Below are 12349 nucleotides of genomic sequence, written 5' to 3'. Positions count from 1 at the left end.
CCCGCAGGGGCTGGGCCAAAAGCCGCCACTTCCGCGTCAGTTCGGCTCGGAATATCGGCATATTCCTTCACCTCACCTCCTCGAATTGACGGCTTTTGACTCCAGCCGTGGCCTCGTGGAATCTGTCCACGCCGCCTAGGCAGAACTGGTCGCCATACTTATATTCGTTGCAGCGGTGGTCGGCATCGGGTCGTTCCACATGCACGGATCTGTTCAGCGATGCGGTGGATCAAGTCTCAACTCCGACCCGGTAGCGGTGCCCAGCGGCGTTTGCGGCATGTCGGACGGTTGCTTTGCGGTGCCCTGCTGGCGCTTCTGCCTGCAGCACCAGCGCCCGCGCAGCTTATGAACGTCAGCCTGCTTGACCGGATCGAGATCGGCCAGTGGCAGGTCCAGCCGCGCGACACCGCTGGCGGTCGGACCGTGATGTGCATCGATTCGGGCCATGGCCTGATCCAGTTGCGCCACGCCAAGGATCAATGCCGCCAATTCGTGGTCGAAGACACCGACAGCGCGGTGACCATCCACTACGAATGCCCCGGCAACGGTTTCGGCCAGACCCGGCTGCGGTTCGAAAGCTCCCGGCTGGTCCAGATCGAAACGCAGGGCGTATCGGGCGGACTGCCCTTTGCCTTTGTGGCCGAGGCGCGGAAGGTGGGGGCTTGCACGCGCTGAGCCCGAGCGGAACAGCAGCTTCGGGGCCGGTGATCTTATGGCTGGCGATTGTCGCTTGCGTATGAATGCGTATTATTGTGCGGATTTGCACTATTTCCGATGAAATATTGCATTCAGCCGACAATTGCCGCGAAGTGCAATTGTCCTGACCAACATGATCGTCATGGGCCCGCAGACAAGAGTGTTCTGCGGGGGCAAGAACCAGATGATCCGGATGATCCGCAAGGTTATACGAACGGGGCTGACCACGCTGTTTCTGGTGGTGTCGTGCCTTTCCGTGGCGGCGACGCCGCGCCAGTCGGTCGGACCGATCGAGCATGCACACCTCCTCGGCGCGCTCAGGCTTGATGGCGAACTGTTCCATGTGCAGGGTTTGGCGCTCGACGACAGGCGGATTTGGGTCACATCGGTCGATCAGACGAACCACAGGGGCTATATCCACGCGTTCGACCGGGCGTCCGGGCAGTTTTTGCTGCGGTTGGAACTGACCGACGGAGACCGTTATCATCCCGGCGGCATCTCGATTTCCGGGCATTCGATCTGGGTGCCCGTGGCCGAGTTGAAGCCGAACAGTTCGGCGGTGCTGGTCGAGATCGATGCCGACAGTCTGCAAATACGCCGCAAATTCAGCGTTGCCGACCATCTGGGCTGCGTGGCCGCTTCGGAACGTACGCTGGTTGCGGGCAATTGGGATAGCCAGTTGCTCTATGTCTTTGATCTGGCCAGCAATCGGCTGGTCAAGGTGGTGCCCAATCCTTCGCAGACCCATTTTCAGGACATGAAGTTCGTCGGCGGCCAACTGGTTGCGGGCGGTAACGTCAGCTGGGTCAGTGGAACCGTCGACTGGATCGATTGGCCAACGTTGAAGATCGCGCGGACCTTGCGCACAGGCGCGATCGGGCCCATCCGGCCATTCGGGCGGGGCGGCCCCTATACCGGCGAGGGCATGGCGATCGAGGGGCGCGAACTGTTCGTCCTTCCCGAGGACGGGCCGAGCCGCATGTTCCATTTCCGGCTCGATGTCTGAGTCATGGCCTGAGGTATGGCCGTGGCTGCCGACCGGCATTGCGGCGGCTCGCGATCGTCCGGTTCCACCATTCCCGGCCTGACGCCCATTGCCAGCCGTCGCGTGCACCGGTAAGCCTTGGCGATGACGGAACTTTCCGGCCAGACGGCCCAGCCGCTTGCGGTAGTGCTGCTTTCGGGTGGCCTTGATTCGATGGTCTGCACCGCATTGGCGCGTGAGCAGGGCTTTCGTGTCGCCGCGCTGACCATCGACTACAACCAGCGTCACCGCGTGGAACTGGATGCCGCGCGCAAAGTGGCGGCGCGGATCGGGGTGGAGCGCCATGTGGTGCTGCCGCTCGATCTGCGGCTGTTCGGTGGCTCGGCGCTGACCGATGCCATCGACGTGCCCAAGGACGGGCTGACCGACGAAATTCCGGTCACTTATGTGCCCGCGCGCAATCTGGTGTTCCTGTCGCTCGCGCTTGCCTGGGCAGAAGCAGCGGGCTCGAAGGATCTGTTCATCGGCGTCAACGCGCTCGATTATTCCGGCTACCCCGATTGCCGTCCCGAATTCATCGACGGCTTCCAGAATCTTGCGCGCGTCGCCACCCGATACGGGAGCGAAGGCGGCACGGTCACGGTGCATGCACCGCTGCAATACCTGAAAAAAAGCGAAATCGCGCGCGAGGCGGCGCGTCTCGGGCTCGACCCCGGGGACAGCTGGTCGTGCTACGATCCGCTCCCCGATGGCCGTGCCTGCGGCGCATGCGACAGCTGCCGTCTGCGGCGCGCGGGATTCGCAGAAGCGGGGATAGAGGATGGAACGGTTTACGGAGGCGGAGGGTGACAACACTGCCCGTCTGACACGAATTGCGGCGCCGGTGGCGTCGACTGCGGGCACCACGCCGGGCGTCAGCAACGCTTATGGCTGGTATGCGCTGGCGGTGCTGGTGCTGGTCTATGCCTTGAATTTCATCGACCGCCAGATGCTCACCATTCTGGCGGTGGACATCAAGCGCGATCTGGCGATCTCTGACAGCCAGTTCGGCTTTCTGTACGGCACTGCGTTCGGCGTGTTCTATGCCGTGTTCGGCATTCCGCTGGGCAAGCTTGCCGATCGCTGGTCGCGCACCGGATTGCTGGCGCTGGGCCTCGCAACCTGGTCGGCAATGACCATGATGTGCGGCATGGCGCTCAATTTCTGGCAACTTGGCGTGGCCAGGATCGGCGTCGGCGTGGGCGAGGCGACTGCAGGGCCCACTGCCTATTCGCTGCTGTCCGACTATTTTCCGCCGCGTCGCCGGGCGACGGCCGTGGCGATATTCTCCACCGGCATCTATCTGGGCGGCGGCGTGGCGCTGTCGCTCGGGACCGCTCTGGCAGGCGCGTGGAACCACGCCTTTGCGCCGGGTACGGCGCCGCTGGGGCTGGCCGGATGGCAGGCGGCTTTCCTTGCGGTGGGTGCGCCCGGCTTGCTGTTGGCTTTGTGGGTGCGGACTTTGCGCGAACCGGTGCGCGGCCGCTTCGAGGCATCGCCTTCGGCTGCGATTCCCCCCGCGCGTGAAGCTTTTGCCGCGTTTGCCCGCGATCTTGGATCAATCGTTCCGCCCTTTACACTGGCGTCAGCCGCCCGGCGTGGGCCGCGTGCGCTATTCGGCAACGTTGCCTTGCTGGCACTGGTCGCAGGGGCGGTCGCGCTGTTGTCGACCTTGTTGGGCGATCCGGTGCAATGGATGGCGCTGGGCATCGGCGTCTATGCGGTGGCATCGTGGGTGATCGCGCTGCGCGGGGATGATCCCGATGCCTTTTCAGAGATATGGGGCGCGCCTGCGGTCGTCGGCCTCAACGTCGGGTACGGCCTGATCACGATGTTGAGCTATGCCATGTCGGCGTTCGGACCGCTCTATGTGATCCAGGCCTATGGCGCATCGCCTGCACAAGTTGCGCTGTTTGTTGGTGGCGGGGCTGCGGCCGGCGGGGCCTTGGGGGCAATCTTCGGCGGGATGCTGGGCGATCGCATCGCCGGGCCGGGCCACAACGCGCGGCGGGTACTGCTGATCATGGGCGCAGCGACGCTGGCGTTGATTCCGTTCGGCTTGTTGCTGATCACGGATTCGCTCGCCATTCTCTACCTCACCATATTTCCACTGTGGTTCTTGTTGAGCGCCGCGATCGGCAACGGGTCGGGGACGATCGTCAACATCGTGCCCGCGCGGGTGCGGGCGACAGCTACCGCATCTCTGTTCCTGGGCTCGACGATCATCGGCCTCGCGCTTGGTCCCTACATGGCCGGGCGGCTGTCGATTGCGCTGGGCAGCCAGCGGCTCGGCCTTGGCTGCATGGCGCTGGTCATTCCGCTGGCATTGATCGCGCTGTACATTTCGTGGCGCGATCTGGTCCGGCGCAAGGTTTGATCCCGCGCCGGACTTTTGTCGCGCTCAGCCGGGCATGACTGTGCCGCATGCGATCCGGGCGCCGCTGTTGCCGCTCGGATCGGTAAGGTAATCGTCTTGCGTTGCGTGCACCACGATTGCGCTGCCATCGGCATCGAACAGCGCGGCCGTGGTGTCGGACTGGCTGCCGGGCAAGCTGAATGTCACCGAGCCCTTGCCGTCTGCGGCGATAACCAGATTGGGCAGATCACCAAGATGGGTGCCCGCCGGGTTAAGTGAACCGTGTTGGTGATTGCCGGGGTTAAGGTGCGGCCCGGCACTGGCGAAGGCAGGCCCTTCGCATTTGCCCACCGCATGCAGGTGCAGCCCATGCGGTCCCGCGGCAAGGTCATGTGCGGTGATGGTCACGCTAACTTGCCCTTTGGTGTCATGCAGCACAGCTTCTCCGACGGCGCGGCCGTCGGGCGTGACAAGCTGCGCATGACCGATCGTGGATGGGGCGATGCCAGCAGTGGCGCAAGCGCCGGTCACCAGCACGGTGCCGACAAGCAGAAGCCACTTTGACGTGTTCAGGTGCGTTACCATGTGCCGTTCCTTTTGGTTGCTCTTGGCACACTAACGAAAAAGGGGCCGGATTGCTCCGGCCCCCACTCGCTCAGGATAAATAAATCCTGAATTACATGCCCGAACCTGGACCGTACGTGATTTCCACGCGACGGTTCTGGAGTTCGCGAACGCCGTCGGCGGTCGGAACGCGCGGGTTGGCCTCACCAAAGGCCTGGCTGCTGATCGCAGCGGCGGGAACGCCGTGCGCAGTCAGGTAGGTCGTGACCGAAGTGTTACGACGCTGCGAGAGCGCAACGTTGTACTTCGGCTTGCCCGAACGGTCAGCGTAACCAGCGAGCTGGATCGGAACCGACGCGCAGTTGCCGTAAGCCGTGATGGCGTTGTCGAGAATGGTCGAAGCTTCCGGCGTGATATCCGACTTATCCCAGTCGAAGAACACGATGTACGGACCCTTTTCGCAAACCGGCGGCGGCGGCGGCGGCGGGGGAGGCGGCGGCGGCGGGGGCGGCGGCGGCGGAGCCGGCTCAGGCGCCGGTTCGGGTGCCGGTGCCGGTGCACCACCGAAGTTGTACGTCAGCGTACCCAGCAGCGAGTGCGACTGGTAACGCGTGCTGACCTGGTTCGAGCCCCATGCCGAACCGGTGTCGAGCTTGAACTTCTCGGTGCTGAAGTAGACATACTTCAGGCCGACATCGATGTCCTTCGTCAGCGGCGCACGAACACCAGCGATGAACTGATACGCTGCGCGCGAGTTGGAATCGGCGATGCCGTAAGGCGAGTTCGCGAGGTTGTAGCGAACACGAGCGACACCGAAGCCGGCGCCCACGAAGCCCTGCAGGCCATCATCGGGACCGAAGTCGATCAGCACGTTCTCGAGGACGGCAAGCGCCTTGCTCGAACCACCAAGCGTACCGGCATCATGCGAGTAGCTTGCTGCGCCAACGTCAAGGGTCTTGAACCGGGCGCGACGGTAGCTGACTTCGGTTTCGAGGCGGAAATGACCGAAGTCGTAACCGATCGCGGTGCCAAAATCGGAGCCGGTCTTGTTGGTGACAGTACCGGCCTTGCTGCCGCTTACCGCCGTGATCGCCGCGTCCTTGACGATGATCGCACCGGCATCGACTTCAAGATACCAGGCCTTGTCCTTAGCAAGAGCTGGCGTTGCCAGGACGGTAGACGCCAAGGCAAAGCCGAGGGCTAATTTCCGCATTTACGTTTCCCCTTTAGAGCGAATTCGAGCCACGTCTTTGGCCTTGCTTACCGTTTCTAGCTTATTCATGCAAGCGCGCAAGCACGGCCACTGTTGCACATTGATCACTGTTTTGCCGATTTTTCGCATCTGCGAACACAAACCGCGAACCCAAGTTGCCGGTTGGTTCAAAGATCGGCCGCGATTCTCCCCAAGTCGTGATCAGGATGACGTCAGAATACCGGAGTCCCGAAGTAGCGCAAGCAGGCTTGTCAGCGCTGTCCTTGCTTGTGAGTCGATGACAGTCCCGCCGCTCGGGTTGGCCGGGGCACTTGGCAACACCCATGTATCGGTGAATACGCGGAAGCAGGCGTGGGCGATGTCATAGACCTTCAAACCTTGCTGCGGTGCGATGAAACGCCATCCGCCCTCGGTCCAGGCAACGATTGCGGCGTCGTGTCCGGCAAAGGCGTCGGTCGCGCCGGAGCCGACGATCCAGCTTTGCCCGGCGGTCGGCGCAGATGGCGGGGCGAGGGCGGTGCCCTGGACAACCGGGTGAAGCAGAAGATCGGTCAGAACGAGCGCTTCGTTGACCGTGACTTCCTTCTGGCTCTGCCCGGAGAACAGCAGGGGAAGAGCAAATCGGGGCGCGGTGGAGGAGAAGTTCAGGGCATCGGTCATCGCGTAAGTTCCTTTGTTCGGCATATCTGGCGGACAAGGTGGCGGTCAGGGCAGGGCAAGCGACAGGGGCGGCGATGGCAAGCCCCTGCCCAACTGACGCACCTGCAATCTGTTCGGTGCACCAGTGGCCGACAGGTCGGCCAGATCGGCTGCGGTGAAGTTCACGACCGGGGCGGTCACTTGCCAGATGCGCACAGGCGATGAGTCGTCCCCGTAACTGATCTGGTACAACTCGCGCTCTTCGTTGAGCGCGGTCTCAACCGCGTCCGGCCACATCCAGCTTCCGCGCGCGCGCCGCGTCCAGATCACCTGAACACCGCCATCGCTCGTTCTGGTTACTTTGCCGTGGACCGGAGAGAGTGCCTGCAAAGTTGCACCTGCAGTGACGATCGGTTGATGAACCGCGCTGTCATCGCCCAGTCCGAGCGCGACAATTCGGGCGGTTGCGGGATCGGCGACCAAGGTCGGGTCGATCGGTGTGAGGTTTCCGTCCAGCAGAACGAAGCGTTCACCGATGTGGTGGCTGGCTACCGCCGCTTCGGTCCCACCGCGACCGCGCAGCAGTGTGCCGAGGCGCCACACGCCTCCGCCAAGGGGGTGGGCGGTGCCGAACTGGATGATCTCGCGGCCGACCAGCGCGCGGTTGGCACCCTGCAGCAACTGGGCAAGGGTGGCATCGGCCAATTCGAGGTCCGCGCCATCAAGCGCGACATCAAGCGTGTTGCCACGGTCGATCAGCAGTGGCGAGGCATTGGCCAGGATGGTTTGCGTCTGCCCGCTGATCGCTCTGATTCGGTTGGTGCTGGCTAGGTTCAGCAGCGTGCCGTCATCGCCTGTCGGTGCAACGAACAGAGCAGCGCCGCGCCAGCCCGCGCTGGCGGCCGAGGCGGCGGCGAACAGGGCCGGGGTGTTGCCCGAGCCAGTGCCGTCCCACGGAAGCTCGAATGCGGTCAGGATGGTCGGGGGCAATGCCAGGTCGGGCTTGGGCGTGGCACGGCCGGCGTCGCCGGTTCCCATGGCGATGGCCGGCATCGGGCGGCGTCCGCTGGCGACCAGTTCGAGCAATATGCCGTCCTTTTGCCACTCCCATCGGTCTATCCGCCAAACGCCATCGGCAACCGGTGTCCGCACAAGTGTGCCGGGACCGATCGACGTCGCGATTTCGGTGATGCGATACGTTATGGTGTCGGTCGGCCTTGCCGCACGCCGCGATGCGGCTTCGGCAAACGCTCGCGCCGCTGCCGCATCCATCGTCGCGGGCAGCTCGATCGTGCGCAGATTACCCGCTTCGCAGCGGCCGATGCCCCGCTGCATCCCGGGCTGATAGTCGCGCGCCGTATCGTAATAGCGCAGACCGCACAGGCGCACGGCGGGCATGGGATCGCGGCTGCGCGACCAGCCAGCCACTTTGACGGCATCGGCCTGCTGGTCCTCGCTCGCGGCCGGGCGCGGCAACATGGGCAGCGCGCTCGGAAGCGCGCCTGCGGCTGGCCCGATGGCGAGCCGGTCACCCTGCGTGGCGCAAGTCATCGGCGCGACTTCCGATAGGGTTGCCAACGTGTCACCGGCACTGCCCTGATCGATCGTGAACCCACCGAACTGCGTCGCAAGGTCGGTGACACTTGCATCGGGCAGGATTTCCCCGACGATGTCGGCCACGCTGATCCCATGGGCGTCGGCAATGACCTCAAATGTCAACGACGGCAGGCGGTTGCCGAAATCGGTCAGGTCAAGATCCTCGAACAGCACATACGCGCTGTGGCGGTGCGCCGGGCAGCGCGTCATGCCTTCGGCCTGCGCCATAAGCGGATCGCACGCTTGGTCGCCGTGGCCGGTGTGGATGCGCATCGTTCCCGCTGACTTGAGATCGCCGGCAGCACCGCGCAGCAGATTGCCGTCAGCCCAGACCCTGCCGATGCCGAGGATCGGGCGGCAGGCAACGGCGACGGCAAACGAAGCGGAGTAGCTGTAGCTGGTGGTCGAGGGGCGACCTTTGCCCCCGCCGTTGCTTGTGCGATGTTCGACCAGATCGGTCGACCAGATCACGCTGCCAGCGGTGCGGACGGTGCCGAAATGGAGGGGGAGTGCGGTGCCGTAGCTCGAGGTCTGGACCGCCAGTTCCTTGAGCCGGGGCCCCTCGATCTTGCGTCCGCCGATGATCGCGGAATCGACCCCGCGGCCGACCAGTGCTCCGATCGCTCCGCCCAGCGGCCCGCCGACAGCGGTGCCGACGACGGTCAGAAGTAGCGTAGCCATGACGGTCAGTCCTCTTTGTGATGCGAAACGCGCCAGCCGCGCGCGATCGGCCATGGGCAAGCGCCCGGCATCAGGACCACGCGCCCGATCCCGGCATGGGCGTGGATGAACCCTGTTGCGGTAGCGATCAGCAAGTGTTGCTGAACGGCGTTGACCCGGACGAGCAGGATATCGGGCGAGCGTGGTTCGGCGATAAGCCCGCTCAACCGGGCAAAGGGCAGCAAGCGATCGGGCTCGGCACTGCGCAAGCTGTATCCGATCGGCACAACCGGCGCGAAACCTGCACGGCGCATGGCCTCAGCGACCAATCCCACGCAGTCGAGCCCGGTGGCAGGATCGCGGCCGTGCAGGCGAAAGCGCACGCCGATCAGGCCATGCGCGGCAGCGGCAAGGGCGGCGTTCATGGCTGCGGCGAGGGATAGCTGGTGAGCAGGTCGTTGCCCGGCAGGAACGGCTCGCCCTGAAAATTCACCGCATTGGCAAAGCGGGTGGAGCAGGCCTCGATCGTATGGTCGCAACCTTCGCGTAGCAGCACGGCAAGGCCGGTATCGGCACCATCGGCAACCGGGCGATCAAGCATCAGCCATTGTCCGTCGGTCTCGTCGATCCGGCGGGTCAGGCCCGCTTCCGGGCCATCGAGCCAGCGCAAGGTTCCGAACAGCAGATCGGCGCTTGCAGGAGAACCGGTGGCCAGTTGGACTGCGCCACGATCGGCCGAAATGGCAGCAACGGTCGCTGCGTGGGTGAAGCGAGGAGCCGACAGGGTGCAGCCGGTGCCGCAGAACTCCGCGCGACAGGTGGGCGAGGTACGGACCACGAGTTCTCGGGCCAGAACCTCTTTCACCGAGCGCAGTTCGGCGGTGAAGCCTGCGCCTTCGTGGCCGACGCTGCCGATGGTGCCTGCATAAAGCAGCGTATGTTCAAGGCTTTGCCAATCGATCAGGCCCATCTGGACAGCCGCACCGTCAAAACGCCCGGCGGCAAGATCCGCCTCGTTGATCGAATCGTGGGCCAGAGCGCCTGCGATTTCGGCGCTGTCGGCTTCGAAATCGGCGGTGCGGCGGATGGCCGAAGGGACCATGCCGGGTGCGGTGCGATGGACCAGCCCGGCAAAGAACAGGTCGCGATCATGGCTGGTGAAGCCCAATGTCACCCCGTCGGGGCGCTCCACCCGCCACCAGATCGCCACGGTTTCGAGCGGCTGGCTGAACCAGGTCCGCAAGCTGTCGCTCATGGTCAGGACTCCTCGCGCAGTTCGACCAAGGGCACGCTGGGTGCCTCGCCCGCGGCAAAGGCCGATCCGCTGATGTCCAGCCGGTCATCGGCAAAGCGCACCGGCACATCGAACAGGAACCCCGCACGGATGGCGGCGCCCGTCGCCGGGGCGTGGCCGAACACGATCACGCCGGGGGCCTCTAGCGTCCAGTCGGCGGTCTCGACGCCGTCGACGCTGACCCGCACCGTTTCGGCGCGCGGGCGGGTGATGTGGCGCAATTGCGCCTCGCTGCCATCGCCATAGCTCTTGACCAATGCGAAGCGGGCAGCAGCGCCATCACCGACGCCGATCAACTGGTCGATCGCGGTCGGCGTTCCGGTCATCGCGTTGGAACTGAAGTCCGATGGGTCGCGCAGGCGGAAGCCGCGTGCCTGGCCGCGCCGCGCCCGGAAGAACGCGATAAGTTCGCCCAGTTCCACCTCTGACCGCACGCCGGGCCCGACATCGAAGCGCAGCCGCGCGTCGGACCACAGACTGTTGCGCCGCTCATAGCCCGAAGCTGTGATCGTGACATTGGTCGAGAATTCGGGCGTTACCGTGGCGCTGCGGCCGATGGCGATCGGAAACAGCACATCGTCGAAAGGTTGCATCTGCGGCTCCTGAACGGGGTCGGGCAAACGGGTGAAGCCATCGCGCGCCACTTGCGGCAGCGCCCAGACAAAGGTTTCGGCAACGCCCAGCGCGCGCGCTTCGCTGGCGGCATCATCGATCGCCGACCACTGCGCGGCGGCGCTGGCGGGATCGGGGACGAAGCCCGCAAGGTAATGTTGCGCCGTGCGGGCATAGCCCAGCCGACTCTCGACGATGGCGCGGCCCGACCGGCGCAGCGCGTCAAAGCCGCCGGTGACCCAGTCGTAGTCCTCGATCTGCAGGACGTCGAAAGCGGGGCTGGCCCAGCCGACCGGCAGGTTGGCGCGGCGCGCCTCGGGCATGACCGGGTCGAGCACGGTCGGCAGGTAGGCGAGCAGGTGCACTTGCGCCCCAGCGGCACCTGCCGCGTTGCGCACGGCCGCCACCAGCCCCGAAGTGGCGCTGACCAGCATCCGGCCTGCGGCATCGAGCAGATACGTCTGCGCATTGCTCAGCGGCGCCGCCATGTCGGGGATGGCCACCGAGTTGCTGCCGAGCGCGATGCGTGCGTCGGCATCGTACAGACAGATCTGTCGGTCGGGTGTGATCCACCACCACGGCTCGCCGACTTGCCAGCGCACGGGCAGCCCGGCGTCGCGCTGCAGGCCGACCAGTTCGCTCGCCACTTTGCGCAACCAGCTGCAGGCGGTGTTGTTGGCAGGCGACAGCAGCGCCGACGGCGGCACCCAGCCGGTGCGCGCCGGGTCGCCATTGGCGGCGCGTTGCTGCCATGCAGCGGGGCAATACTGCGCGAGCAGTTCGAACGATTGCGACAGGATCACCGAATAGCCCGCCGCCTTCGCTTCGGCCAGCAAGGCGCGGTGCCAGCGATCGGCAGCCGCGTTGAAGGCGGGTAGCGCCGAAGCGACAAGAAAGCCGCCGGTCCCGTCGGGCGCGAGCGGGAAGAAGTGGCTCATCCCGATGTAGTGGTTGATGCTGGCGCGATAGCCGAGGGCGCGGATCGAGCGCACCAGACGCGCCGGGGTCTGATTGTAGGCATCGTCATAGCCGGTGGCGATCGACAGGCCGTGCGGCGGGACCATCACGTCGCCGACCGTCAACATCGGGCGATGGCCTTCGCAGCGGATATCGGTCAGCTCGACCCAGCCGGTCGCTTCGGCCGCTAGCGAACCTGTCGTGCCATAGCCGGGCTCCACCAGCGAGATGAACAGGCGGTCGATGTCGGCGGGGTGGACCGGATCTGCCTCACCGGGCAGCGTGAATCCCCCGGCCAGCGCAGAAAACGGCAAGGTGACTTGCGCATCGTCGGGCGCGCCGACGGCATAGTTCCACAGTCGCACATACCACGTGCGAGGGGCGCCAGCGGCATCGCGCCCTTCGATCGTCAGCGTTGGGCCATTGACGGCATTCAGCGGCATAAGCCCAGACGAGCGCCAGCGGAAGGACAGCGTCAGCCGCGAATAGTCGCGGTCGGTGTCATAGGCCAGCAGCGGGTGGTCCCAGCGGTCGGCGCTTTCCCAGATCAGCCCGATCAGGTCGGCGTGCTGGCGGAACACCGCATCGACGCGCAAGCCATCGGGTGCGATGGTAACCAAGCTGGCCATGGCCGGGCGCGGAAAGTCCACCGTCCAGAAGCGCGGATCGAAGCGCTGGATCGTGTCGGTTTGCTGCACCGTGCGCTTGGTGGCGATCCAGTGGCCCATAGTCGCAAAT

11 protein-coding genes are annotated in these 12349 nt (G+C 65.0%); 4 read left to right on the top strand and 7 right to left on the bottom strand.

Features of this window, described 5'->3' with window-relative positions; all coding sequences use genetic code 11:
- Positions 1-345: 345 nt before the first annotated feature.
- The 4 genes from LDN95_RS13355 (at position 346) to LDN95_RS13340 (ending at position 4097) form a co-directional block, all read left to right on the top strand.
- Positions 346-675 carry a hypothetical protein gene (locus tag LDN95_RS13355; protein ID WP_226018182.1) on the top strand — a complete coding sequence of 110 codons (330 nt, stop codon included), beginning with the start codon at positions 346-348 and terminating at the stop codon, positions 673-675.
- 154 nt (positions 676-829) lie between these two features.
- Complete coding sequence (locus tag LDN95_RS13350) at positions 830-1702, top strand: DUF6454 family protein (RefSeq protein WP_226018181.1); 873 nt, start codon at positions 830-832, stop codon at positions 1700-1702.
- Between the two features lie 123 nt (positions 1703-1825).
- On the top strand, positions 1826-2530 hold the full coding sequence (gene queC, locus LDN95_RS13345; RefSeq protein ID WP_226018180.1) for a 7-cyano-7-deazaguanine synthase QueC: 705 nt from the start codon (positions 1826-1828) through the stop codon (positions 2528-2530).
- A complete protein-coding gene (locus tag LDN95_RS13340; RefSeq protein ID WP_226018179.1) occupies positions 2502-4097 on the top strand; it encodes an MFS transporter in 1596 nt (531 codons plus the stop codon). Before queC ends, LDN95_RS13340 begins: the two co-directional genes overlap by 29 nt.
- A gap of 24 nt (positions 4098-4121) precedes the next feature.
- Here the strand turns inward: LDN95_RS13340 and LDN95_RS13335 are convergent, their stop codons facing one another.
- The 7 genes from LDN95_RS13335 to LDN95_RS13305 all read right to left on the bottom strand — a co-directional run bounded on the left by LDN95_RS13335 (position 4122) and on the right by LDN95_RS13305 (position 12339).
- Entirely contained in the window at positions 4122-4661 is a 540-nt protein-coding gene (locus tag LDN95_RS13335; protein WP_226018178.1) for a superoxide dismutase family protein, read from the bottom strand.
- A 91-nt stretch (positions 4662-4752) separates the two neighbouring features.
- A complete protein-coding gene (locus LDN95_RS13330) occupies positions 4753-5853 on the bottom strand; it encodes an OmpA family protein (protein ID WP_226018177.1) in 1101 nt (366 codons plus the stop codon).
- 201 nt (positions 5854-6054) lie between these two features.
- Entirely contained in the window at positions 6055-6513 is a 459-nt protein-coding gene (locus tag LDN95_RS13325; RefSeq protein ID WP_226018176.1) for a DUF2793 domain-containing protein, read from the bottom strand.
- A gap of 45 nt (positions 6514-6558) precedes the next feature.
- The gene (locus LDN95_RS13320) at positions 6559-8769 is read right to left on the bottom strand and encodes a phage tail protein (protein WP_226018175.1); all 2211 of its coding nucleotides are present in this window, start codon (positions 8767-8769) and stop codon (positions 6559-6561) included.
- A 5-nt stretch (positions 8770-8774) separates the two neighbouring features.
- Positions 8775-9173, bottom strand: a complete 399-nt coding sequence (locus LDN95_RS13315; protein WP_226018174.1) for a peptidoglycan endopeptidase — start codon at positions 9171-9173, stop codon at positions 8775-8777.
- Positions 9170-10003, bottom strand: coding sequence for a DUF2163 domain-containing protein (locus tag LDN95_RS13310; RefSeq protein WP_226018173.1), 834 nt, complete (start codon positions 10001-10003; stop codon positions 9170-9172). Before LDN95_RS13310 ends, LDN95_RS13315 begins: the two co-directional genes overlap by 4 nt.
- Before the next feature lie 2 nt (positions 10004-10005).
- Complete coding sequence (locus LDN95_RS13305; RefSeq protein ID WP_226018172.1) at positions 10006-12339, bottom strand: DUF2460 domain-containing protein; 2334 nt, start codon at positions 12337-12339, stop codon at positions 10006-10008.
- Positions 12340-12349 lie beyond the last annotated feature (10 nt).

This window comes from Novosphingobium sp. FKTRR1, assembly GCF_020404405.1.
Lineage (GTDB): Bacteria > Pseudomonadota > Alphaproteobacteria > Sphingomonadales > Sphingomonadaceae > Novosphingobium.
Note: the sequence above shows the minus strand (reverse complement) of the source record. Positions and strands in the feature narration are given on the sequence as shown.